Raw genomic sequence first — 26,107 nt, forward strand, 5'->3', positions numbered from 1 at the left:
GCTATTTAGTGTCTAATATATGATTATTGACCATTATAACAGTTGAGTCCTTTTTACTGAACCTTGAAATCGTAGTAGCCTCAGCTGGCCTAAACACAATTTCATCAAGAAATGTATAGCTATTAAAGTAATCCTTTGGCACAGTTACTTTTAAAGACACTGTATTTTCAGGTAGCACAAAATAACTATTAGCTCTTAGCCATCCCTCTTTATTATCTACACTAAATGCTGCCTTTACTTTATTCAAGCTAGTTACCTCTCCATTGTCATTTAATGTTTCCACTACAAATGTAGGTGTTTGGTAGTTATAACTATTCACTAAAGACCAAAATGAAAATTCATAGAGTTTAGCTTTTGTTAGTGGTTTAAGATTGTATGTTTTTATATTGGAGCTTTGTTGTTTTTCTTTTGATCGAGCACCTGAACTATAAAAGCTATTAACAGTATCTTCATCAAGATGATCAACTATGTATGGGTAATCTGCACATTCTAAACAGGTATCTTTTGCGTCTATGCCTTCGGCTACTTTTTTCAGACTATCTCTATAATTACTATCCTTGACTCTTAACTTTTGGGGTGATAATATATAAGCACTGATTTGATCATATGTATCAATATAATCAGCTACCTCCAAGAGATACTTACTATCTGGATCTAGCTTTTCAGCTTCTAAATGCAATACAAGGAAAGGCCTATCAGTTTTTATAGTATCAAGAAGTGGTTTACTGACAATAGGCCCACCAATAGTTTTAACTTGGGCGTATGTTTCAGGCCATGCAGTTCTTGACATATGAACATTAACAATCGGCAACTTTAATTGTAAGGCATTACTAATACCTAACGTAAACACCCATGCCTTCTCACCATTCAACCATATTTTTTCTGAACCAACATGCACATATGGCAAAAGGATGACACCTTGAAAATCATCAGAATTGACCCATTGATAGCCATACAACTTCTTCCAATCATAATATTCAAAAACAAACATGTAGTTATACATGGAGTTTTCTACGGCTTTTCTTGATGACACGATATACCCATTAGCTTCTATACCCCATAATAAAGTAGTGAAGAATAGTATTATATAAGCCCGTTGTCTTTTGTTCTTTTTCTTTAGCTCTATAAAAAGGTTGTATAAAAGCACAACAGCATATATTGATACTATATAATAAAACAAGAATGCAAAACGACCTAATGTTCGAAATTGACGGAAAGAGGAAATATAATCTAATAGCCATTCCATATTCCAAACAAATGGGACACCTTGAGCTAATAGGAATGTCCCCAAAGCAATAAATAACCAAATAGGAGAAAATCCAAACTGACGAGAAACTTCAAATGTTTGCTTTTTCTTTATTGTATTGATAATAGTAGTAATTAAAGCTATTAATACTACCGTTATACCTACTATGCCTAAGTAGGCTAGCCCTTCACCTCTACTTGTTTTCTCTACTATTCCAAGATCGAACAGGCCCTGCCAAATTGGAGAGCTGCCAGATGTAAATATATCTCTACCCACAGTACAGCCTGACAATGTCCCGTACGGAAACTCTGTTCTTCCAATCTTACTATCTGTTAAATACATGAACAACTTCACAAAACCCACAATACTTACTGCTGCAATACTAATTGGCAAAACATCCTTTAATCTGTCTTTTATTCTTACATGTTTATAAATTAACATGTACCCGAATACGTACAACATTAGCCATATAAAAAATAAAGCCGCACAATATGGATGTAATAGAGCGCAACCTATTCCCAATAAAAGCAGAAGTATGATGTAGCCTATTTTTTTTGTGTCATGATACTTTATATTCCAATAAAAAAGCATAGGAACCATCGACTGATAACCTAAACCAAAATGACCATGGATTCTAAATAATTGTGGAGACATTAACACAATAAGTGCACTAGTTATAATAGCATATATAGGATGTATTTTAAAATATATAAGTGTTTTATAGGTAAAAATGATTGCTAAAAAAAAAGACAAGGCAAGAGATAAATGTAAAATAGCAAGCAAAGTATTATAGCTCAACGGAACCAACTTGCTTATATAACCCAAAGGAACAGATAATAACGGCTGTGCATCTGTATAAACTATATGTTCTCCATAAGGATAATTCATCCCTTCAAAATGCAAACCAGAACCATTTGCTGCATGATACAAATAGGAGTAATAGTTCTTGATACCATCTCCCCCCATTGTGACAAGTGAAGTACTTGGCTTTGTTACCATATAAGAAAGTGTATATATGGTAATGATAATAGCTATCACTACAAGTGTAAGGGAATATAAGTGCTTAGAAGAAAGCTTCATGATTATTTTTTAAACAGTAACTTTATAAAATTGAACATCTCAGGGAATAGAATTTTATAATTCATTTTTCTAAAAACTACATTGCTATTTAGTTCTACAGCTACTGGTGTAATTTTATATTTCTTTTTATACGCGTTTCTTAAAAACTCAATATCAAAAAGATATCTATTAATTGTTGTCTGTAAAAAGACATGCTTTACCGGTTTTTTAAATCCTTTTAAGCCACATTGGGTATCACTTATAGGCAATGACAATAATGACTTCGTCAAAAAGCGTAAGCTTTTCGATATAACTTTACGAGTATAGGGAACATTATTATAGTACTCTGTACTTTTTACGCCTGCAACAATATCAGATTTGCCATTAAGTAACTCTTGATATACGGCAATAATACTATCTAAATTGTATGGAAAATCAATATCTGTATAAATAATCAGCTCGCCTTTAGCAAATGGCACACCACACCTGATAGCATAGCCCTTGCCATTATTACTCTTATTATCTATAAATTGAAAATTTACAATTTCGGAAGAAAGCTTCTGTATACTTGTTTCAGATATAGGTTGTGTGCTTCCATCATTAACAACAATAACCTCTACATCTTCAGGAATAGTGGCAACTATTTTATTATAGTTTTGCACTACATTGTTTACCCACCCTTCTGGTGGGTTATAGCATGGTAAAATAATGGTTAACAAACTATCTTAACATTTGAGTGAGTAAGCTATGAAAAAATAGCAAACACAACAAAAGATATTACCATTCCATGTTAGGATACGCCCTTTGCATGTATTGAAGCTCTGCTAATATAAAGCCCATATGTTCAGTATGAGTACCTGTCTTCCCTCCATCTTGCATCCATTCTTCTTCTGGTATACTTAAAGTAGCCTCAGATATGATTTCTTTTATTCTTGCATCAAAGTCTGTTTTAACTTGCTCTCCATTTGGTATAATACCAGCCTTTGACAACTCTTTTTCTGCATCACTTTGTTTTGTTAATTCCCCAGAGAATGACCAATAATCCTTCAAAGCTTTTTGTATCCTCTCTTTACTTTCAGCAGTACCATCACCAAGTCTAATCATCCACTCACTACTCCAACGCAGATGATAACTCACTTCTTTTAAGGATTTCTCTGCTATAGCAGCTAGAACCTCATCACTACTGCTTTTTAGTCGACTGTATAGAGTGTAGTTATATGTATCATATATAAATGACCTCACTATAGTATATGCCCAGTCATTATTAGGTTGTTCTACAAGAAGTACGTTTCTGAAGTCCCAAGCATCTCTCAAAAAAGGCAGGTCGTCTTCATCAATATCTTTACCTTCAGCAGCTAGTTGTTGTATACTTACTGATGCAAATGCATTGTGTTTTTCCTCCTTTGTTAAAGCATTATACTGTTTTGCCGCATATTGATATAGGCTTCTTGCTTGCCCTAAATGATCTAATGCAATATTAGTAAGTGCTATATCTTGTTCTAACACTGGTCCATGACCACACCACTCACTTAACCTATGACCAATAACCATAGCATTATCTGCTAACTGAAGTGTATATATTAGCTTGTTATCCATTTTACCTATCTTTCTCAATTAAAAACTACATATGTTTCAACTCATCTGGCAAGTTGTAGAATGTTGGGTGACGATATATCTTATCATTAGCCGGTTCGTATAGTTCACCAGCCTCGCCTGGATCTGAAGCGTGAATATTATTACTTTCTACAACCCAGATACTCACTCCTTCCATTCTACGTGTATATACATCTCTAGCATTTTCTATAGCCATAGCTGCATCTGCAGCATGTAAACTTCCCGCATGTTTATGATCTAGCCCAGCCTTGCTTCTAATAAACACTTCCCATAACGGCCATTCTGCTTTGTTTTTTTCTGACATATTGATAATCTTTTAGAATATTAAGCAGCTTTTTGTTTAGTAGTTTTTGCAGCTCTTTCTTTACGTTTTTTAGAATAAGCCATTGCAGCATCTCTAACCCAAGCGCCATCTTCCCAAGCTTTAACTCTAGCATTTAATCTTTCTTTATTACAAGGGCCATTACCTTTCACGACATTCCAAAACTCATCCCAATTTATTTTGCCAAAATCGTAATGCCCTGTTTCTTCATTCCACTTCAAATCAGGATCCGGAACTGTCAAACCAATTAGTCTAGCTTGTTCTACTGTAACATCAACAAATTTTTGACGTAATTCATCGTTAGTGAAACGCTTTATGCGCCATTTCATACTTTGTGCGGTGTGAGGACTATCTGCATCAGGAGGTCCAAACATCATTAACGATGGCCACCACCATCTATTAAGGGCATCTTGCGCCATTTTCTTTTGCACTTCAGTACCCTTGCTAAGGGTTAATAATATTTCATAACCTTGACGTTGGTGGAAACTTTCTTCTTTACAAACGCGCACCATTGCCCTTGCATAAGGCCCATAAGAAGTACGACATAGAGGCACCTGGTTCATAATAGCCGCACCATCTACTAGCCAACCTATAGCTCCAATATCTGCCCATGTTAATGATGGGTAATTAAAAATGGAAGAATATTTAGCTTTGCCTGTGTGCAATTGTTCCAGCATCTCATCTCGTGTTATCCCTAAGGTTTCAGCAGCACTATATAAATATAAACCATGACCACCTTCGTCTTGCACCTTAGCCAATAAAACAGCTTTTCTACGCAAACTTGGGGCACGTGTTATCCAATTACCTTCAGGCAACATACCTACTATTTCACTATGCGCATGTTGAGATATCTGCCTAATTAGTGTTTTGCGATAGTCATCAGGCATCCAATCTTGCGGCTCAATATTTATTTCTTTGGCCAACTTTTCCTCAAATCCGTCTTCAAAAGAATGTACCGTCATTTACTAAGTTTTTTATTGCTAAACAAAGATAAGACATCAACGATAAAGATGTCTTATTACCTTATATGATATTAATCAGTTTATTGAGCAAAAATGAACCTCAGGGTTATCCCTGCTCTAGTTGTAGTGATCGGGTAGGAGCTAGTCACGTATGGGATACTCTGCCTCCTGTCATAAAATAGCCTCAAAGTAAGTCTATCACTAACAATATAGTCTACTGAAGGTGATATTGTTATCACTTTCTGCCCTCTTGTAACTACATTTAAAGATTGCGCCAAGTAATTATTACTGCTCTTATCATCCCTTAATCCTACATCAACCTTTACATTCAGGTCATTATCTAGCTTTCTAACGCCAAATACCTCGAAAGGTAGTGTAATACCTCTTATACGATATCCTAATCCTACTACGTACTCGGTACTGTTAGTCTCACTAATTTGATAATCAATTAAGCTTAAGCTTACAGTTCTGGTTTTCCTATACTCAAACCTAGCCGTTAGATTGTTTCTAAACGATGCATCAAACCCTATGAGTGGATTTAACTGCTCTGATATGGTAATATTAGGCACTTGATAAAAAGGCACGAAGTTTCCAGAGTTAGAATCAATAAATGAAGGGAAGCCCACATCAAAAATATCCTGATAGAAAAGAGTAGACACAAAACTGTTCATAGACAATGTACCTGTATAGCCATGATTAACTACCAGATTACTTACAATATCGTTTATAGCAGGTATTTTAGTTAAACCATTATATGTAGCTCTCCAGTTTGGAGATGGCCGGTAATTTCTAAATGGATTAGCTCTGGTATCCGTACTATTACTATAATCAATAAGGCCTACCTCTTGTGCACTTTTCCCAGAATATGCTGCTATAAATGAAGGCACTAAAACATCTTGCGAAAATTCGGTATAACCTTTTGCATATATAGGGTTGGTCGGGTCAGGCACACCATTATTATATGGGTTATTTCGTCCCAACCTTGCTGATACTATTGGTCTATTATCCAAAAACTGCTGATAGATAGAAGAATTAACACTTGATGATTTAAACAATGTTTTTAAACCAATGTAAGAAACCGTGAATGAGCCTGAAGCATAAGGATTATTATGCGTAAACTCACCATTTGCCAATGTTGTATCCTTAAAGAGCTCACTGTAACTTTTGCTAAATGTTTTAGTAAGACTCAAGTCAATTCTTAAATCTGGCAAAGGCTCTATTGTGGTAACAATGCTTAAGTTTTGAGAATACTGTTGTTGAAACTGACCATTGAACAATGTATCTCTACTCAATCTATTTTGCGAAGCCTGAGTCTCCAGCCATGCCCTGTCAGGTTGATAACCGTATATAAAGTTAAAACCAGGCGCTCCACTACTACGATCATTTATTCCTAAGAATCTTGTACTATCCATATAACCTGGCAAAATAGTGCCAGCATTCTCTGTATAATTAATTGTCGATCGCTTAACCATTGTTATTAACCTTCCTCCTACACGCTCTGCATCGCTAACCTCTAAAGGTTTTCTTCTACGCTCCTCTCTACGCTTTTTTCTTTCACGCTTTTTCTTTTCTTTCTCTGCTTTTTTGCGTGCTAGTTCTCGCGCTTTAAATATTTTCTTTACTGAATCCAACTCTGTATTTGATAAACGAGACGCTAATTCATCAATAGTTGTAGTATCACCATTATATATTATTTCATCAGGGCCTATACCATCAACTTTTATTTCTTTTAGCTTTTTACTTGTACTTTTTGAAGGTCTTAAATCCTTTACATTTTTCTGACCATTTGCCTTTTCGTCTTCATCTTTGCCTGTTTTTTGCTTCCTTGGTTTAGGCTGGTTTACTGTTCTCAACCATTTCTGCTTATTATACAGTTGTCTAAAATTTAGTTCTCCATTTATCTGTTTCGTCTGAGTATTACCTATTGTGTTACCTTGAGATTCTGTAAGTCTAGAGGCAGCTGTCCAGTTATAAGTAGCACCATAAGTCAATCTCAAGTTCATCCAATCTGTTGCGGGGAGCTTTTGGAATGGTAAGTTATAGCTAGTATTAAACTGCTGTGTATAGTAAGTATTCCTTCCAAATGTAGAGACCCTATTCCAAAGAGTATCTCTTTTTTGCTTTGTATCTATTTTACCATATGGCTCATCTATACGAGAGTTGTTGGTGGCACTATAATCAAATGAGAGAGACTTTGTCAGCTCCCATCTGGTAGTATAATTACGAACCCAAGTAAAGTTCTTATAGTATGTTGGTTGAATTTTTATTAAGCCATCGCCAATATTTCGAACTTGCGTTTCGTTAAATATTCTATTTAAATCGGTACGGAAAGTAAAGTTTGCGGGTAAAGGATTGAAATTAAAATCCTTAATTAAAGATAGCCAACGCGATTTAGATTTTATAGACTTTTTAAATGGCTCAACAGGTTTTGACTGTATTGTGTATGTATATCCTAAACCTAATTTCTGATCTATTATCTCGTCCTTTTCAATAATTGGATTCCTCTTAAACTGACGATTATAAGCATAGCTTACGTCAAAATTCTTAACACTCCATGGCTTAGTTTTACTAGATACTTTTTCAGGATTACCTAGTATTCTAACATTAGAAAAGTTGACACTAGTTACTGAGGTATAGTCTTGTGCCACTTTTCGCAAAGAATCTCTATGTGCAGCATCTCTAGCATCATTTAATTTATCCTTATATTTTACATCAAGATCATAAGGATCATATTGAGGGTTACTTATATTTTCAGAATAACCTACATAAACTGGTAGTTGTACCCCCCATTTTCTTGGCATCAACTTACCCACATTCAGATTAGTAGAGGCATTGTATTGATAGAAATTATCTCTAAATCTTTGATTCAGTTTCTGATCAATATTTCCATAGCCCTCTGTATGCATACTACCGGCAAGATTTACATTACCCAAATCTGCTAGTTGTACGCTCAAATTACCTGATGCTGCATAACCCGGAGTTTCATTTAACCCAGTCATACGCAATTCGTTAAACCAAACCTCTCCACATTTAGGCAACCCGTCATCTTGAAGCCTATCGTTTGTCTTTTTAGGATTAGCAATACCCAACATCATGGTTTTAGCATCTCCTATATTAGGATTACCAACAACTATTATAGTGTTACCTTTTTCATCAATTTGCTGAAATGGCACAAACGATGGAAGCCCTTGATTATTACGTTCATTTTTAACCCTTACAAATTCGTCTAAAACCAGATCCACCTTGTTGGCATCCGGCCACACCGCTTCAGCGCCTACAGAACTTGGCAAGGTTACTTTTAAAGGCACTTGATATTCATAGTAGTTATTAGTAAAATCACTACCAATACGTACTATAGCACGAACATCACCATCTTGTATTGGGGGAACACCTACCCTTGATTCTGCGTGAATGAACATCCGTAAGTTACTAAACTGACGCATGTCTACATTTACTTCTTTAAATACAGCTCTCGCATCACCATCTTTCAACCCACAAAATTGTAATGATAATGCCTGCTCATTTAATTGAATATTTTGTCCGTTAGCTACATTCGCTTGCTGACGATTTACTCCTGGTGGTATTACATAAGGAACTGGTTCTCTATCACTGTTTTCTTCTACACTTACAGATGCTACTGAAAATTCAACATTTCTTAAATCGTCTTCAGGAATATTTTCTCCAGGTGTTTGCAAAGAAAATAAATATCGTCTCCAGTTATTCCTCCCTAAATCTAACCTAGCAAAACGCATAACAAGACTATCCTCAAAATCACTTAAGAATAAACGCATAAATCTGATAGAGCGAAAATCTGCGATATTACCTACTCTATTCGTATACTCTCTGATAGGCACTTTAAACTGATACCATGTTTCTTTACTTATCTGACCGTTGGGTAATTTGACATTTGATTCTTGCTTATTAACGATATAGTTCGTACCAACATTCATGTTGGGTTTTATATCGATACGGTATTCAAAGTAATCTTCCGACTCGCTTAATGTGTTATCTCTATTTATATCCTCTGATTCTGGGATATTAGTACCTGCTTGAGAAAAATTAGCACCTGCATCAGATACTGGAGAATTACCATGAGGATTATTAAAACGCTTGTAACGTTCTATGACAAATGTTCCTTGGTTATCGTATTCAGCATTTCTAAAATAGGCATAGTCGTCGTTTGAAGGGTCTGCTTGTATCCCTTGCAATACTTGTGGAGAAACAACACCTGCTATTTGATTTATATATTGAGAGAAAAATTGACGCTCTTCATCATTGTCTAAACCATCATAACCAACATCTTGTGCAGTACGAGCATCGGGCTCATTATCAAAAGAGCGTGTTATTTGTTGCTGGAATTTTGGTGCATACCCCCACTTTGTTTTATCTAGTTTTGCTGCATCTTTAGGATAAGCAATACCGTTTTCAAAAAACTTCTTAGAATCTTTTAGTACATCTTCCGATACACTACCAAGGTTTAAGTATAATGACCCTCCTCTTGCGCTAGGCTCGTTAATAAACGGATCCATAACCCAAAACTCTATAAACTCTACATTTGACTGTTCAAAGTCACTATTATCAATAGCTCTCATTATCCCCCCCCATCTACTTCTTGGGTTTGTAAGTTTACCATCAGGTGTCACACCGGCTACATCAAAATTATATGGCCCTTTCTGATCAGGATAATACGCTAAGTCGAGTGTTGTTAGTGCATTTTGAAGAGAGTTGGTATTCTTTGCAGGAAAAACATCTTGTTGTTGTATAAGCCTTATATAGTGTTGTCTTTTATCCAACTTTACATAATCAGGTATGCCAGTTGATGGGTCAACCAAATTAGGCTCAAGAAAATACCAAGCTAACTTGGCTCTATTTTTACCATAATCTAAATCATTGACCAACTTTGACTCTTTAAATAATTCATTTCCATTAGGCCCTGTTGCTCCTTGTGGCGTACTTGCCAGTGTCCACGCAGTTGGTGGATATTTTAAATCATAAGAACTTCTTGTTCCTTCAAAATCGTCTATATAAACCGACCCTTCTGGATCTAATGCATTAATTTGTTTCGGATGGCTAGGCAACAACCCTGCCACTTCCCCAGTAACATTTATTATAGAGGGTGCTGTTGTTGCGAATAGAGGCAGCTTGTCTAACGCTCGAGTTAAACTTGGCACCTCTGATTGATAGTTCACATCAAGCCCTATTACTGTATTTTTAATAGGGTCATCGCCAAAAGTTGTTTTTTGGGTAAAAGGTCTCTCTGTTAGCCTCATATAAGTACCCCCAACTATCAATTTATCATTTACGAAATAATCTAACCTAGCCCCCATAAAGTTTTGCTGTTGAAAACCAAATGTGGCATTATCTTCATATTGTACGTTAATTGGTATACCTGAATTTAAAATACCTGTATTCAATATTTTTAGCCTGCCTAAACCATAATCAATTTGGTAATCAACATTTTCAACTAACCTTTGACCACCAGCAGTTACCGCAACTGATCCTTGAGGAATATTAAAACCTCCTAAGAATATTTCAGAAGACGAAGCTGATTTATAAGAACCCTTAATTACGTATCTGTTATTTTGCTGAAACTGTCGTGCTACAGTTTTAGTAGAATCGTATAGTATTTGATACAAATACTTTTTTTCTAACAATGGCGCACTTGTACCTAGTGAAGGTTTCAAGTCTTCGCCAAAAGGCTCTAGCACGGGGAATATGATTTTACCTTGTTGTGTGTTGATCGTTATCCCTTCTACAAAGTCAAATATACCATCGGGAGCAGGGTCATTTTGAATATTAAGCCTGTCTAAATTTAGCAATGTTATTAAAGGTACTCCTGCATTATCCCCTTCTGGTATATATCTTTTTTCACCGCCTCCAGGATCTTGGTATAAAATGTTTAACCTAAATTCATCTTTAGAAACGCCAAGTCCTCCTAGTGCATACACATTCTTCATCATCAGCCCCCAAATAGGTAATCTAGGGTTAGGTGCTGTCCCTTTCAACATTTTCAAGAATATAACTCTTTGATCGGCTACAGCATTACCTGTAGTTTGCTGGCCTTGCTGCGGTTGCGCCGTTCTTGATGGAGGTAAATCTTCTGCAAATTCACCCACTTGATACACTTTACCATTGTATGTATATCTAAAGGCCACTGCAAGTACATCATTTGGTTGGACTTGTGTATTAAGAGATATATAACCCAGTTGTGGATTAAAAGAATACTCAGAGGGGTTTAGTTTTCTAGCTTGCTGCGGCACAAAATCGATACCATTATCCAAACCAGGAATTACACTTGCACTTGTTCTTAAGATAGGATTCTGCTGCAGGTTTGCATATAATTGATTGACGTAGTTGTCTGGCAACCCGTATGGCACATTGTTAATAGGTCCTATAAGCGTATTTTTATGCGGAGCTACCTCACCCAGATCCATAAATGCAGCAACATTACGAACACCCTCTGTTGCTCCGGTGCTATTGGTTATCCATACCTCGATCTTATTAATGGTTACTTGAGAATTTATTATAGGGAAATTACTTAGTGCTCTGTTATAGTTATTCTTAAAATACTGAGATAAAAGGAAGTGTCGATTTTCCTCATAGTCGTCTGCTTTTATCGCAAAGTTCTGTGTTTGCGACCCTCCTTGTATTGTCAAGCTCTGTCTTTTCGATCGTTGTTGAGACAATACAGCTGTAACCCAAAGCTTACCAAATTGTAATCTTGTTTTAAGTCCAAATAGAGATTGTACTCCTTGTATCAAATTACTATTCAGATCGAAACTAATATTACCTGCTTCTATCTTCTTTATGATTTCATCTTCCTTACCCGTATACTCTAGTCTCTGGATATTTTGAAAATCAAACGTAGCTTGAGTATTATTACTTATATTAAGTTTCAACTTATCACCTACTGTAGCTAGCAAGTTGATATTCATTTGCATATCAAAATCAAATATGCCGTACTTCTGTGCTCTCTGAGGCAGTGTAGGGTTTTGTATATTCTGCCAGTTACCCCCAAAGGTTATATCTACATTACCCTGAGGCTTTACAGAAATTGTATTACCCCCGAATATTCTATCAAAAATCCCCTCCTTGTACATTGTAGGGAGCTTAGGTTTTTGATTAAATAGTGTTAATGCATCCAGTCTTCTTTTCCAATAGTTTTGTTCATCCTTTTCAGCTTGGTATTTTATATACTCATCAAAGGTCATGAAGGTAGGCGCACCTAAATAGCGGTCGCTCAACTTTTCGGAGAAATAGTACCTATTATCATCAGGATCATACTCAACTGACTGCTTTATATTAGATGGTCTATTTAGATCGATACTTGAAGGTTGACGCTCAACAGGATTATTAGTATTATCGTATATCGGAAACCTGAGTGAATCTTTATTAGTTGAGTCTTCTATAGGATCGGGATCATCAAAATAAAATGGATCGTCAAAATCTCGCGCAGCAGCATTAGCTATCACTACCAATAGTGATATTATAGCCAAAAACTTGTACCCAAAATGCTTACTACCCTTCAATTATACTTACTTTATTTATAGCATCTGAAGTGCTTTTTTTATCAGCTCTTCAACCGTTAATGAACCTGCATTATTTACTTTCTTCAATGCACCCTGAGCCATAGACTTAGAAATACCAAGGTTTACTAAAGCAAATAACGCATCTTCTTCAATTGTATTGTGTTTTACACTAGACAGCTCAGCCTCTCCTCTTTCTATATTCAACTTCCCTTTTAGCTCTAAAATTATACGTTGAGCACTTTTAGCACCAATACCCTTTACCTTTTGCAAGGTTGCAGTATTATCTGTAGCTATTGCTCTTTCCAATTCTTCTGGTGTTAGTGAGGAGAGAATAATTCGTGCCGTTGCAGCACCTACACCGTTTATACTTAACAAACTTCTAAATGTAGCGCGCTCTTGCTCGTCAGCAAAACCATATACCACCCATGCATCTTCTCTAATATGTAAGTGCGTGAACAGTTTACATTTATCGTCATTTTGAATTTTACTATATGTCTGTAGAGTTATGTGCACTTCATAACCTACACCACCTACATCCATATATAACAATGATGGAGATTTGTAAGACAAAACTCCTTCAAGATATGCATACATATTTTCTTTCGCTTAAGGGCTTGAAAATTAGTGTATTTGCTTATAAATACCTTATTATTTTAGTAAATAATACCGAAATATTACTACTAACTTTCACAGGCATTATATTATTATTAAAAAGGGCGATATTTTCCATATCGCCCTTTTCGTAACACAATTTATAAAAATCTCCTTAGTACCACCAAGGTATTTTGTTTGTTTCTAATCTATAGATAAACTGGATACTAAAAGTAGAATATCCGTCAAGGATCTCTTTATTACCTCTAGTACTTCCTGGTGCGTTTGTAGAACCTGGCTCTATATACCAAGATTTATCATATACTTGCTTTGCAGTTTCAGCATATTCTTCTGATAAATGTCTATCGAAATATGCTTTCGACACATATTCACTACTTACATTATCTAATCTATCTGTAGTAGTAAAGCGATATAGATATTCAAAACCGAACATCATATTATTACCGATATCCCAACGAAGACCTAAACCTACAGGTACCGCAATTTGGAATGGAGTTGTAGCTCTTGCACCAGAATTAGGAACGCCATCTCCTTCCAGTTGCAAGTCTCTAGTATCTACCCATCTTTTACGACCAGTAAGAGGGTCTATCAATGACGTTTGAGGACGGAAATAAAAACCACCAACACCTGCTGTAAGGTATGGTTGCATTGCCTTTTGAGCAACTTTGCTCTCAGAGTTCCATCTAAGCGGCATTAATTCGAACATAAAAGTCGCTTCCCATACATTAGCTCGAGCATCTTGATTACGCAAGTAACGTTGATAAGCGTCATCTTCAACAGATGTTGCCGATTTAGCCTTATTAATATTCCACTCGTCTGTAGCGTAGAGTGTACCGTAGTTAATATTTAGACGCATTCCAACAGATGGATGAGCTACATAACGGAAGAAAATACCTCCCATAAATGTTGGCTTATCAAAATACTTATCATTATTGTAATGGTCTACGAAGTTTTGAGTACCTACATCGCCCCATAAATCTGACATACCAAAATTGATACCCAAAGAAAAACCCGGATGCTCAACATATTTTCTTGGTATAGCAGGCTGTGCATATGCCGATAAGGCTGTAGCACCGATGCACAATACTAAAATACTACGGAGTAAATTTTTCCGCATAGCGCTGATTTTTTAGCGTTTGAAGATAAATAATTATTTTCCTTTAAATGTTGCTTTTCTCTTTTCTAGAAAAGCGCTTGTTCCTTCACGCATATCTTCCGTTTCGAAACAATCACCAAAGCGAGCAATCTCATTGGCAAACCCTTGAGGGTCAGCCTTAGCTGCTTCGTTCACACAATATATAACTTTTGTTATAGCTAAGGGAGCTTTTGACTGAATTTTTTGTAATATTTTCTTTGTTTGGTCCAATAATTCGGCTTGGGGAGTTACATAATTCACTAAACCCAGCATTTTTGCCTCTTCTGCCCCAATCATATCTCCAGTCATAGATAATTCCATAGACTTCCCTTTACCTATAAGCTGCGTAAGTCTTTGAGTACCACCATACCCAGGTATCAAACCTAGGTTTACTTCTGGCTGCCCAAATTTGGCATTTTCGCTAGCTAGTCTAAAATGACAAGCCATAGCCAATTCGCAACCACCACCTAGCGCAAACCCATTAACAGCCGCAATAATTGGCTTAGGGCTATTTTCAATCTTACTAAATACTAGGTCTTGCCCCTTTTGAGCCAAGGCCGCACCTTGCTTACCATCTAATGCGGAAAACTCTGATATATCCGCACCTGCAATGAATGCTTTTTCACCGGCACCAGTAATAATTGCTGTTTTGATGTCATCATTATTATATACATCGTCTAAAACAGTTCCTAATTCTTCAATTACATCTTTATTTAATGCATTGAGTTTGTCAGGGCGATTGATAGTAATAGTTAGAATACCTTCATTCAGCTCTGTCAATAATGTTTTATACATATAAATTATTTAATTAGAATAGCTCTGCTCTGTTTTCTTTTACCCAGTTATTTATATAATCTGCTATTTCAGAAGTTGCCGCTCCAGGAGCAAAAAGTTTTCCTACTCCTTTTTCATTCAACTCCTTCATATCTTCTTCAGGTATAATACCCCCACCGGTAAGTAATACATTTTCCAAACCTTTTTCTTTCATTAAGGAAATTAGTTTAGGGAAAACTGTCATATGCGCACCACTTAAAATGCTAACGCCTATAGCATCAACATCTTCCTGTAAGGCAGCGTTAACAACCATATCCGCAGTTTGCCTCAACCCTGTGTATATTACTTCCATACCTGCATCTCTCAAAGCTGTGGCTATTACTTTGGCTCCTCGGTCATGACCGTCTAAACCTACTTTTGCTACCAGTACCCTTACTGGGCGTTGCATCGTGTCTGTCATAATAAGTTAAAATGCGATTGTAAAAGTAATAATTTATCAGTCGTTAATTATATCTCTCTCCCATATGTTTTACCTTTATTGGAAATATAACTACTAAGACTTTTATGAAACGTGGCATATTGATAGCCTGCATCATAATTATAGGTGTTCATTCGGCTATTGCACAGAGGGGGTTATATTTCAGCCCTGTATTTAGAAACGGTATTAGTTCTTCAGACCAAGTAAACCTAACACCTTTACAGCACGTAGCCAACCCCGTATACACTTACGGTGCAGAGCTTGGTGTTGGTTACAGCTTTAATAAACTTAGAGTACAGGCGGGTGCCGGCTACCAGAGAAGTGGTTATAATTATAACATGGGGGCTAATAAAACCAGCTATTATTTCAACCATCTTACTGGTACATTGCAACTGGGCTATGTATTAAGAAATAATAAGAGATTAGCCATAGTGCCCTACCTAGGTGCTAGCTATGCCTTTAATTACGGTTCTCGAAGTGTGAGTAAACTACTTGATGGCTCTATATTAAAAAAGAGATTAGACCAAACCACATTTAAAAAGCAGTTTAACCCTAGTAGTATTTTAGGACATGCTAAACTACATTTTGAATACCGATTTGCTCAAAATGCGGCACTCATATTTGGCCCATCCTTCCAATATATGATAACTGACATGAGCAATAGCAATGTAATATTAGCAGGGAATACTGAATTAAAGAATCATATAGCCTTTTTAGACTTGGGTATTATATGGATATTACCCGACCGGAGTAAGTCAGGTAAAAACCGAATGCCTTCGCTCTTTTATAATTAGACAAACATTACCTTTACAGATTGCAAACAAGAGCACTAATGAGTGAAGAAAAATCATTAAATTTTATTGAAGAGATAATAGAGGCCGATTTAAGAAGTGGCAAAATCAAAGAAGTTCATACGCGTTTCCCGCCTGAACCTAATGGCTATTTACACATAGGTCATGCTTCTTCTATCTGTCTCAACTTTGGCTTGGCAGAGAAATATAATGGCACTTGCAACCTACGTTTTGATGACACTAATCCTACGACCGAAGAAACAAGGTATGTAGATAGCATAAAAAAAGATATTGAGTGGTTAGGATTTAAATGGGATAAGGAGTTATATACTTCCGACTATTTTGAGACCCTGTATAATTATGCTGTCACTCTAATCAGAAAGGGACTAGCCTATGTAGACGATAGTACTGCAGAAGAGATGTCTCAACAAAGAGGTGATATTAATAAAGCTGGCACTAACAGCCCATATAGAGAAAGAGGCATTGAAGAAAATCTCCAACTCTTTGAAGATATGCGCAACGGCAAATACCAAGATGGCGCAAAGGTATTACGTGCCAAAATAGATATGAGCCACCCCAACCTGTTAATGCGCGACCCAGTTATTTATAGGTTAAAACATGCACACCACCACCGCACTGGCGACAAATGGTGCCTATACCCTATGTACGATTTTGCACATGGGCAAAGTGATAGTATAGAAGAAATCACCCACTCTGTTTGTACGCTCGAGTTCATTCATCACCGCCCATTATACGATTGGTTTATTGAACAATTGGGAATATATCCATCTCATCAGTATGAATTTGCTCGTCGTAATATGTCTTATACTGTAATGAGTAAACGTAAGCTATTACAGCTGGTGAACGAAAATCATGTATCAGGCTGGGACGACCCACGTATGCCTACGATAAGTGGCATGCGCCGTAGAGGCTACCCTCCTATGGCCATCAGAAATTTTGCAGACACAATTGGTATAGGTAAGCGTGAGAATATGGTAGACATTAGTTTACTAGAATTCAATGTACGTACAGAACTAAACAAGACTACAGATAGAGTTATGGCTGTGCTTGACCCTATTAAGGTTATTATTACAAACTACCCTGAAGGCCAAACCGAAGAATTAGAAATAGACAACAATCCTGAAGACGACAATAGTGGCACAAGAAAAGTCCCCTTTAGTAAAGAGTTATGGATAGAGCGTGAAGACTTTATGGAAGAACCTCCAAAAAAGTTTTTTAGACTAGGGCCAGACAAAATGGTTCGTCTAAAAGGTGCATATATTATTAAGTGTGATAGCTTTGAGAAAGATGCCGATGGCGCTATCACTACTTTGTATTGCACTTACTTCCCTGACAGCAAAAGTGGTCAAGACACAAGCGGACTAAAAGCTAAAGGGGTAATACACTGGATAAGCATACCTCATGCCAAGACGGCAGAAGTTCGTTTATATGATAGACTATTCAGAGTAGAAGACCCCGCAACCGCTGAAGGTGACTTTAAAGATCACATCAATCCAGAGTCATTAACTGTTATACCCAATGCATATATAGAGCCGGCACTAGCAGATGCTAAAGTTGGTCAGCAATATCAATTTATGCGCACTGGTTATTTCTGCGTAGATAAAGACAGCTCTGAAGAAAAATTAGTTTTTAACAGGACAGTTACATTAAAAGACGGATGGGCTAAGGAACAGAAAAAGCAATAATAACACCATACTTAAATAAAAAAGCCCCTTGATGGGGCTTTTTTATTTACCAGCTATTACACTTATTTCAACATTTACACCCTTAGGTAATCCTGCCACCTGTACTGTTTCACGAGCGGGTGGGTTTTCTCCAAAATAGCTGCCATAAACCTCGTTTACTTGCCCAAACTGCCCCATATCCATCAAGAAAATACTTGACTTGATGATATTTGAAAAATCCATATTGGCTTCGGCCAAAACAGCTTTTAGATTCTCCATCACCATCTTGGTTTCCGTTTGTATATCTCCTTCTACCAAATTGCCGGTTTTAGGGTCTATGGCTATTTGCCCTGAAACAAACAACATATCTCCATATTGTATGGCCTGATTATATGGCCCGATCGGTGCAGGCGCATTATCTGTACGAATTACTTTCTTTTCCATAGTACAAATGTAATACACGTATTACATTTGCATAACCTTATGGCATATATTCTACATATTGACACATCTGCAGATAGCGGGCTTACAGCCATTAGCAAGGCTGGCCAATTAGTAGCTCAAAAAGTAAATACAGATGCACGCAACAATGCTTCCATTATTAATAAAGACATAGAATCTGTCTTAAAAACAGCAGGCATAAGCCTAAAAGACATTGCATCAATTGCTGTTTGCTCAGGCCCAGGGTCTTATACAGGGTTAAGAATTGGAACTTCTACCGCCAAAGGAATATGCTACGCTATAGACAAACCTCTTATGATGCATAGCAAGCTACTATTAATTGCTCATGAAGTTTGGAATGATCTAAATCGTTCTCAACACTCTAATAAATACACACAATTTTACTCCATAATACCTGCAAGAGAGGGTGAATATTTTATTTCAGGGTATGATAAGGACTTTATTGAGACAATAGAACCTTGCCATATACTAGAAGAAGAAGTAATGCTGCTAAACCTTAGTCCTAACACTCTAGTTATTGGTGAAATGGACGAAAAAATTGTCGCTTTTATCGAACAAAAAAAGGCAGGAGTTCACACCTCATTTAAAGCTAAAGAAGCTAATGCTGAGAGTTGGGCTCTGTATGCCTACGAACAACACAATAGTAAAAGTTTTGTCAATTTAGCCAATAGCGAGCCTAACTACTTAAAAAAAGTTTACACACATAAGCCAAAGTCTAGCAAATAGTTACAGTATTGGCTACCAACAATCACATATCCCATTTAGGAGTTATTTAACAGAACCAATGAATATAATCTTGTTTCATATTTAGGATTAGTGTATGTTTGCACTCCTTAATTTATAGTACCTACTATATAAGTATTATTTATTATTCATTAACCTTTGTAAATATTTAATTTTAATGGAAACGACTGTGTCGGCGAACACTTTGGTGATTCGTAAAGATGAAGGATCAAACGAGCAGATTAAGCTTGATTACATGGCGGTGAAGAATGCAGCGATGACTCTTAGAGCTATCAATCACAAGCTACGTCAACAAATCGTTAAGTTGTTGGAGGAAAACAGACGTATGAATGTTACTGACATTTATGTAAAGCTTCGTTTAGAGCAATCAGTTGCCTCTCAACACCTAGCTATTTTACGTCGCGCTAACATCGTTATCACTGAGCGTGATGGTAAATTTATTCACTATGCACTAAATCATGCACGTATTGCTTCTGTGGCTAAATTCGTGAATGAACTAGTTAATTCTGACGAAGGTTAATCTTCGTTTTTATATTAACGATTACCCTAAGATTATAAAAGCCACGCAATAGCGTGGCTTTTTCTATTATTATTTTCCTTCTTTTATTTTATTCCAAGTATCGTAGAGCGATTCTTGCTCCGGCCTATTCTCAGGCACTTCTCTTAGTGGCTCACAGGGTTCAGCAGTATCCATCATATCTTTGGGCAACATTTGGTATAGCTTTGTCCCCTTGGTCTTCCAATCAATCATGTCATCACTTACTTGCTTGATCACTTTTGCGGGATTACCCACTACTAATGAACGTGCAGGTATCTCTGTTTTTGCGGCAACAAATGCCAATGCCCCAATTATACTTTCATCTCCTACCACCACATCATCCATTACTACAGCATTCATTCCTACAAGCACATTTTTCCCTATAGTAGCACCATGTATTATAGCTCCATGACCGATATGTGCAGATTCTTTTAGGGTAACCGTTACACCTGGAAACATATGTATCGTGCAGTTCTCTTGCACATTACAACCATCCTCTATCACAATAGCCCCCCAGTCCCCTCTTAATGCTGCTCCAGGGCCTATATAAACATCCTTACCTATTACTACATTACCTGTAACTACAGCCTGTGGATGGACGAAAGCTGTAGGATGAACTACAGGAATAAAACCTTTGAATGAATAAAACATGACCTAAAAATAAACGTAAATTACAAACTAAGCATTGCCTTTATGGCACAGGATCATATCCACTTCCACCCCTTGGGTGACAAGAGGCTATTCTTTTTATAGCCAACTTCCCTCCTTTCAGCGGTCCGTACTTTTTAATAGCTTCCACTCCGTATTCTGAGCAAGAAGGGGTGTACCTGCATTTAGCACCAAGTAATGGAGATATAAATGCCTGATAAAACTTAATTAGCCAAATAAATAATATGCCTAAAAATCTACCCATCTATATGAGATAGTATTTGCTTTAGTTTATCAATACCCTCCATAACCTTGCTTACAAGAATATTCATTTCTTCATTTTCCCTACTTGTGAATATAAGGAATATGTGCAACTCCTTTTCAGGAGGTATATGTTCAAGAAGTAAATGCTTATGCACCCGCCATGCTTCAATTAATTTTCGTCTTACTGCATGACGTTGAACAGAACTCTTAAACTTCTTTTTAGGTACAGAAAAGCCAGTGCGAATAATTGCACTATCGGCTTGACGAGGAACTAGTTGATAAATAAACTTTATCGGGAAAACAGAAAACGCTTTTCCATTACGGAAAAGCGAATCAATATGTTGTTCTCGTTTAAGCCTTTCGTTTTTTTTGAATGTGTAACGAACGGCTGTCACTATAATTTTAATTACTTCAAACGACGCTCGCTTGATACTGATAATTTCTTACGTCCTTTTTTACGACGAGAAGTTAACACTTTACGGCCATTTGCAGACTCCATACGCTTACGGAAACCATGAACTGACTTACGGCTGCGACGACTTGGTTGATACGTACGTTTCATAAAAACTAATATTTAATATCGCTATAAAGCGAAGGATAATTTTAATTTGGTGTGCAAAGGTAAATTATTATAATATACCTTCCAAATTATTTAATAGAAGGAATTTCATGTTTTGTGGCTTGTACCAGGTCTTTTATTAGCATAGGGTCTTTTTCTATTGCATTGCCTACTACAACTATATTGGACCCCGCCATGCAATTATTATATACTTTCTCCGGAGTTTTTATTCCTCCGCCCACAATTAATGGTATTTCAATGCTACTACTCACTTTTTTCAACATCTCCTCAGATATCGGGTTGTTAGCTCCGCTACCTGCATCCATATATATAACATGCTTACCTTGAAGTTCACCCGCCCACGCAGTGCACATAGCTATATCAGGCTTATTAGCAGGTATTGGTGCAGAATGGCTCATATAAGACACTGTAGTAGGAACGCCTCCATCTACTACAATATAACCAGTGGATATCACTTCTAAGCCACTAGACTTAATAGCTGGAGCAGAAACAACGTGCTGACCTATTAACAAATCAGGATTTCTGCCTGATATTAGAGAAAGGTATAATAACGCATCTGCATACTGACTTACCTGTGCATGACTACCCGGAAATAATACAACAGGGATATCACTTTCTGCTTTAAATTGCTGAATACACTTATCTAGCTGGTCCTTCACGATCAAACTACCACCAACAAATAAATAATCAACTGCTGCTTCATTACATAACTCTGCCAATCTCGGCATTTCAGCAGGAGATACGTTATCCGGATCTACCAATACTGCGAAACCACTTTTTCCCGATTGTTTACGAGAACGTAAGTCCTTATATATTTTACCTGTAGCCATAAGCGTAGTAGGAGTTCCTACGACACAAAAATGCGTAAATAATTGGTTTTTAGCTAAAAAAGAGGTGTTAAACCATTATTTTTTTAAGGAATCTCGTATTTCCATCAATAATTTGTCGGTTGAAGATGGTTCTGGTGGTGCAGCAGGTTTCTCCTCTTCTTTCTTTTTCAACTTGTTAAATACCCTTATTACCATAAATATGCTAAACGCTATCAACAAAAAGTCTACTACCGATTGGATAAAATTACCGTATGCAAGCACATTTGCACCTGCATCTTTAGCCTGTGCTAAAGACGTATAAACATCACCTTCCTTACCAGCTTCTAATACAAGGAACCTAGCACTAATTTTGCTACCACCTGTTATCATACCTACTAATGGCATTATTAGGTCTGCTACTAATGACTTTACAATTGCACCAAAGGCACCACCGATGACAACTGCTACTGCCAGATCAACTACATTACCTTTTGTAGCAAATGCTTTAAACTCTTTTAATAGACTCATAGATATAATTTTACACCCAAGATAATAAAAAGTATAATATTTGATTTATAGAGGTTGAGGCAGAAAATAACTCCATTGAAGCAGAAAAAACTCCATTATCTGTTTAAACAATTGGCACTATAAATTAAAATTATACACAGGAAACTATTTTCGTTCAAAATGTTTCCATAGTTTTGCCCACCACATGGATACATTAACTAAAATACTCAGTGCGTCCTCTGAATTGTTTCGCCAATATGGGTTCAAAACAATAACTATGGATGATATTGCAAGGAAAGCGGGTATTTCCAAAAAGACATTGTATCAACATTTCGCCAACAAGCAAGAAGTTGTTACAGAGTCTGTAACATGGTACAAATCCAAAATACATAATCAATGCAAAACTTTAATGGCAGAATCAGACAATGCCATAGAAGCAATGGTACGCATTATGGGCAATTTTGACCAGGTACACCGCCAAATAAATCCAATAGCAATGCTAGAACTGGAACGCTTTTATCCGGAAGCGTTTCAGGAGTTTAGAGGAAAGATGCTCAATGATGATATAGTATCTATAAGAGAAAATATAGAACAAGGCATAGCTTCAGGGCTATATAGAGCAGAGATCAATGCTGATTTTATGGCGCGTTACCGTATGGAAATGTCTTTACTTATTCTTCATCCTAACCTATTAGTAAATGACAGACATGATCTACCATTTGTAGGTCATGAGTTAAGTGAGCATTTTTTATATGGCATAATGACCGATAAAGGAGAAAAACTATACCAGAAATATAAAGAACAATACCTAAAGCAAGTATCTAAAATATGAGACGGCTATTAAACAGCTTTTTATTGACCGCGTTGTTATTACCGGCAACAACAAAAGCTCAAAATGAAAACGGCGCAATAGAACTAAGCCTAGACGACGCCATGAAACTAGCAGTACAGAATAGTGTACAATCCAAAAATGCTAGACTAGACATTCTAAAGCAAAGAGCTATTAATAATGAGGTAACAGGAATTGCTTACCCTAATATTAGTGCTAAGGGCGAGTTTAACGATTATATTAATCCAATTCAATCTTTTGTCCCTGCTGAGTTTATTGGAGGTCCTTCGGGAACGTTTGTGGCTGTTCCATTTACTCCAAAGTTTTCTTCTACTGCATCCGTTTCGGGCTCACAGCTATTATTTGATGGCAGTGTAATGGTTGCCTTACAAGCTAGAAAAGCACTATTAAAACTTTACGAGCAAGCTTCAAAACTTACCAACGAAGAGGTTCGTTACAACATGCATATAGCCTATAATAGTTTAGTTGTAGCTAATAAGCAATATGAAATATTAAAAGAGACAATTGGCTATGCAAGAAAAATGATAGATGACAATAAAGAACTTTACAAGGCTGGATTCATTGAAAAGATAGAGTTAGACAGAACTACTGTCAATCTAAACAATTTAGCATCTGACAGTTTAAAACTACATAATGCCTTAGTTGTCAATGAGCAAATGCTAAAGTACTTAATGGGCCTGCCAAACGAACAACAAATAGCATTAACCGACACTTCTCTTAATGATCAATTTACAGATGCTGCCAGTCTGTTATTAGGAGAGGTAGACTATATGGACAGAACAGATTTTAATTTACTGATTACGGAACTAGAGTTGAATAAATATGACTTAAAAAGGCATAGATTATCTGCCCTACCTCAATTAGCAGCATTCGGTACAGCAGCATATACTTACTCTACTAATAGTTTTAATAATGTGTTTAATCAACAATATATCTTTTATTCCCTTGTTGGCCTACAGCTAAATGTACCAATATTTGATGGATGGCAAAGACGTAGTAGAGTAAAGCAAGCAAAAATATCTGTACAACAAACTCAGAATAAAATAGACTATCTAAAGCTAGGTATTGATTTTGAGAAAAACAGTTCAAAAACTACACTAAAGAACGCATTGTTGACCATGAATAATCAAAAGAGAAATCTTGATCTAGCAAACAATGTCTTAAGGCTGGCAAAAGCAAAATATGATGCAGGTGTGGGAAGTAATACTGAAGTATCTCTTGCACAAACTAACCAACTTGCTGCACAGAATAACTACTTCCAATCGCTTTTAGAAGTTGTAAACGCACAAGCAAAATTGAAAAAAGCACTTGGCGAATTTTAAATAAACAATTAACCAGAACGATATAAACATTATAAAGATGAAACGCTCCATTATCATATTAGCAGCTACACTAGCATTTGCAGCTTGTGGCGGTGGCAATTCAGAAGATTCTTCTGCAGAGTTAGCTAAATTGAAAAAAGAAAGAATTGAACTAGACAAAAAAATCACGGAATTAGAAGAGAAAGTACTTAAAGACAAACCTGCTGAAGCAGTACCTGTTTCTGTCCTTAATCTAACACCAACTGACTTCAAATCATATATTGACGTTCAAGCAGCAGTAAGTGGAGATGAGAACGTACTAGCTACGTCTCAAGCACCAGGTACTGTAAATAAAATACATGTCAATACTGGTCAACATGTTAGCAAAGGGCAAGTATTAGCAACACTAGACGCTGCTGCTGTAGAGCAACAAATAAAAGCTATGGAAGCGCAACTAACCTTAGTAAAGCAACTATACAACAAGCAAGCTAAGCTATGGGAGCAAAATATAGGTTCTGAAGTACAGCTTTTAACCGCCAAAGCTAACTACGAAAGCACTCAAAAACAATATGAGTCGCTACTGGCTCAAAGAAACATGTACCGCATAGTTGCTCCTATTTCAGGTGTAGTAGATGCCATAAACGTAAAAGTAGGTGACGTTGTAGGTTCTCCGGCTGCCCCAGTTACCGGCATAAGAGTAGTAAGTAATTCCAAGCTTAAAGTAAAAACCACCCTTGGTGAGAACTACATTGGTAAAGTAAATACTAACGATCCTGTTATACTAGAATTTTCGGAAACAGGAACTACTATAAATTCTAAACTAAACTACGTTTCTCGTTCTGTAGATCCTATATCAAGAGCTTTTAACATTGAAGTTTGGATAGGCAACAACAAAGACATACGACCAAACATGTCTTGTAAAATGAAAATTTTAAACTACCAAAACAAAGAAGCCTTAACTATACCTGTTGCGGCAATACAGAAAACGGCTAAAGGAGACATGGTATTTACGGTAGAAAACAACAAGGCAAAATCTACTTATATAAAGACAGGAAGAATAGCTAATGGTAATGCTGAAATACTAGAAGGCTTAAATGCTGGCGATAAAGTTATTACAGAAGGCTACGCAGAAGTAGATAACGGTAGGGATGTAGAAATACTATAACATAACTAAGAAAACTATCAGAAAAACTAAAC

At 36.6% G+C, this 26,107-nt stretch carries 24 protein-coding genes; 7 read left to right on the forward strand and 17 right to left on the reverse strand.

Annotation, left to right across the window (positions count from 1 at the left end; translation table 11 throughout):
• Nucleotide 1: 1 nt before the first annotated feature.
• The 10 genes from R2800_10295 to R2800_10340 form a co-directional block, all read right to left on the reverse strand.
• Nucleotides 2–2,326 (reverse strand): hypothetical protein, encoded by a 2,325-nt coding sequence (locus tag R2800_10295; GenBank protein MEZ5017429.1) that lies wholly within the window; start codon nt 2,324–2,326, stop codon nt 2–4.
• A gap of 2 nt (nt 2,327–2,328) precedes the next feature.
• Nucleotides 2,329–3,024: a glycosyltransferase family 2 protein gene (locus R2800_10300; protein MEZ5017430.1), complete on the reverse strand. Its 696-nt coding sequence runs from the start codon at nt 3,022–3,024 to the stop codon at nt 2,329–2,331.
• Nucleotides 3,025–3,082: 58 nt separating this feature from the next.
• Nucleotides 3,083–3,901, reverse strand: coding sequence for a 1,2-phenylacetyl-CoA epoxidase subunit PaaC (paaC, locus tag R2800_10305; protein MEZ5017431.1), 819 nt, complete (start codon nt 3,899–3,901; stop codon nt 3,083–3,085).
• Nucleotides 3,902–3,926: 25 nt separating this feature from the next.
• Nucleotides 3,927–4,223: a 1,2-phenylacetyl-CoA epoxidase subunit PaaB gene (gene paaB, locus R2800_10310; GenBank protein MEZ5017432.1), complete on the reverse strand. Its 297-nt coding sequence runs from the start codon at nt 4,221–4,223 to the stop codon at nt 3,927–3,929.
• Nucleotides 4,224–4,243: 20 nt separating this feature from the next.
• The gene (paaA, locus tag R2800_10315) at nt 4,244–5,203 is read right to left on the reverse strand and encodes a 1,2-phenylacetyl-CoA epoxidase subunit PaaA (protein ID MEZ5017433.1); all 960 of its coding nucleotides are present in this window, start codon (nt 5,201–5,203) and stop codon (nt 4,244–4,246) included.
• An 80-nt stretch (nt 5,204–5,283) separates the two neighbouring features.
• The gene (sprA, locus tag R2800_10320) at nt 5,284–12,732 is read right to left on the reverse strand and encodes a cell surface protein SprA (protein MEZ5017434.1); all 7,449 of its coding nucleotides are present in this window, start codon (nt 12,730–12,732) and stop codon (nt 5,284–5,286) included.
• A gap of 15 nt (nt 12,733–12,747) precedes the next feature.
• Nucleotides 12,748–13,326, reverse strand: coding sequence for a Holliday junction branch migration protein RuvA (gene ruvA, locus R2800_10325; GenBank protein ID MEZ5017435.1), 579 nt, complete (start codon nt 13,324–13,326; stop codon nt 12,748–12,750).
• A gap of 172 nt (nt 13,327–13,498) precedes the next feature.
• On the reverse strand, nt 13,499–14,461 hold the full coding sequence (locus R2800_10330) for an outer membrane beta-barrel protein (GenBank protein MEZ5017436.1): 963 nt from the start codon (nt 14,459–14,461) through the stop codon (nt 13,499–13,501).
• Nucleotides 14,462–14,494: 33 nt separating this feature from the next.
• Nucleotides 14,495–15,274: an enoyl-CoA hydratase-related protein gene (locus R2800_10335; protein MEZ5017437.1), complete on the reverse strand. Its 780-nt coding sequence runs from the start codon at nt 15,272–15,274 to the stop codon at nt 14,495–14,497.
• A 13-nt stretch (nt 15,275–15,287) separates the two neighbouring features.
• Nucleotides 15,288–15,713 carry a cobalamin B12-binding domain-containing protein gene (locus R2800_10340; GenBank protein ID MEZ5017438.1) on the reverse strand — a complete coding sequence of 142 codons (426 nt, stop codon included), beginning with the start codon at nt 15,711–15,713 and terminating at the stop codon, nt 15,288–15,290.
• A 104-nt stretch (nt 15,714–15,817) separates the two neighbouring features.
• On the opposite strand from R2800_10340, the gene R2800_10345 reads away from it, so the two are divergent.
• Both R2800_10345 and R2800_10350 read left to right on the forward strand, forming a co-directional pair.
• Nucleotides 15,818–16,525 carry an outer membrane beta-barrel protein gene (locus R2800_10345; GenBank protein MEZ5017439.1) on the forward strand — a complete coding sequence of 236 codons (708 nt, stop codon included), beginning with the start codon at nt 15,818–15,820 and terminating at the stop codon, nt 16,523–16,525.
• A 38-nt stretch (nt 16,526–16,563) separates the two neighbouring features.
• A complete protein-coding gene (locus R2800_10350) occupies nt 16,564–18,228 on the forward strand; it encodes a glutamine--tRNA ligase/YqeY domain fusion protein (protein MEZ5017440.1) in 1,665 nt (554 codons plus the stop codon).
• Between the two features lie 42 nt (nt 18,229–18,270).
• Here the strand turns inward: R2800_10350 and R2800_10355 are convergent, their stop codons facing one another.
• The gene (locus R2800_10355; GenBank protein MEZ5017441.1) at nt 18,271–18,651 is read right to left on the reverse strand and encodes a RidA family protein; all 381 of its coding nucleotides are present in this window, start codon (nt 18,649–18,651) and stop codon (nt 18,271–18,273) included.
• Between the two features lie 39 nt (nt 18,652–18,690).
• Here R2800_10355 and tsaB point away from each other — a divergent pair, with 39 nt between their 5' ends.
• Both tsaB and R2800_10365 read left to right on the forward strand, forming a co-directional pair.
• Nucleotides 18,691–19,395, forward strand: a complete 705-nt coding sequence (tsaB, locus tag R2800_10360; GenBank protein ID MEZ5017442.1) for a tRNA (adenosine(37)-N6)-threonylcarbamoyltransferase complex dimerization subunit type 1 TsaB — start codon at nt 18,691–18,693, stop codon at nt 19,393–19,395.
• A 175-nt stretch (nt 19,396–19,570) separates the two neighbouring features.
• The gene (locus R2800_10365; protein MEZ5017443.1) at nt 19,571–19,933 is read left to right on the forward strand and encodes a metalloregulator ArsR/SmtB family transcription factor; all 363 of its coding nucleotides are present in this window, start codon (nt 19,571–19,573) and stop codon (nt 19,931–19,933) included.
• Nucleotides 19,934–20,002: 69 nt separating this feature from the next.
• On the opposite strand, the gene R2800_10370 is transcribed toward R2800_10365, so the two are convergent.
• The 6 genes from R2800_10370 to mscL all read right to left on the reverse strand — a co-directional run bounded on the left by R2800_10370 (nt 20,003) and on the right by mscL (nt 22,780).
• Nucleotides 20,003–20,602 (reverse strand): transferase hexapeptide repeat family protein, encoded by a 600-nt coding sequence (locus R2800_10370; GenBank protein ID MEZ5017444.1) that lies wholly within the window; start codon nt 20,600–20,602, stop codon nt 20,003–20,005.
• 40 nt (nt 20,603–20,642) lie between these two features.
• Nucleotides 20,643–20,864: a membrane protein insertion efficiency factor YidD gene (yidD, locus tag R2800_10375; GenBank protein MEZ5017445.1), complete on the reverse strand. Its 222-nt coding sequence runs from the start codon at nt 20,862–20,864 to the stop codon at nt 20,643–20,645.
• Nucleotides 20,857–21,258: a ribonuclease P protein component gene (locus R2800_10380; protein ID MEZ5017446.1), complete on the reverse strand. Its 402-nt coding sequence runs from the start codon at nt 21,256–21,258 to the stop codon at nt 20,857–20,859. The genes yidD and R2800_10380 overlap by 8 nt, the downstream gene beginning before the upstream one ends.
• Before the next feature lie 11 nt (nt 21,259–21,269).
• Nucleotides 21,270–21,425, reverse strand: coding sequence for a 50S ribosomal protein L34 (gene rpmH / locus R2800_10385; GenBank protein MEZ5017447.1), 156 nt, complete (start codon nt 21,423–21,425; stop codon nt 21,270–21,272).
• Between the two features lie 86 nt (nt 21,426–21,511).
• A complete protein-coding gene (locus R2800_10390) occupies nt 21,512–22,273 on the reverse strand; it encodes a geranylgeranylglyceryl/heptaprenylglyceryl phosphate synthase (GenBank protein MEZ5017448.1) in 762 nt (253 codons plus the stop codon).
• A 75-nt stretch (nt 22,274–22,348) separates the two neighbouring features.
• Complete coding sequence (gene mscL / locus R2800_10395) at nt 22,349–22,780, reverse strand: large conductance mechanosensitive channel protein MscL (protein ID MEZ5017449.1); 432 nt, start codon at nt 22,778–22,780, stop codon at nt 22,349–22,351.
• Between the two features lie 184 nt (nt 22,781–22,964).
• Here mscL and R2800_10400 point away from each other — a divergent pair, with 184 nt between their 5' ends.
• From R2800_10400 to R2800_10410, 3 genes are read left to right on the forward strand one after another with little or no spacing between them, the layout of a single operon-like run.
• Entirely contained in the window at nt 22,965–23,591 is a 627-nt protein-coding gene (locus tag R2800_10400) for a TetR/AcrR family transcriptional regulator (GenBank protein MEZ5017450.1), read from the forward strand.
• On the forward strand, nt 23,588–24,931 hold the full coding sequence (locus R2800_10405) for a TolC family protein (protein ID MEZ5017451.1): 1,344 nt from the start codon (nt 23,588–23,590) through the stop codon (nt 24,929–24,931). The genes R2800_10400 and R2800_10405 overlap by 4 nt, the downstream gene beginning before the upstream one ends.
• Before the next feature lie 37 nt (nt 24,932–24,968).
• Nucleotides 24,969–26,075: an efflux RND transporter periplasmic adaptor subunit gene (locus R2800_10410; GenBank protein MEZ5017452.1), complete on the forward strand. Its 1,107-nt coding sequence runs from the start codon at nt 24,969–24,971 to the stop codon at nt 26,073–26,075.
• The last annotated feature ends 32 nt before the right edge of the window (nt 26,076–26,107 follow it).

The organism is Flavipsychrobacter sp., from assembly GCA_041392855.1.
GTDB lineage: Bacteria > Bacteroidota > Bacteroidia > Chitinophagales > Chitinophagaceae > UBA5543.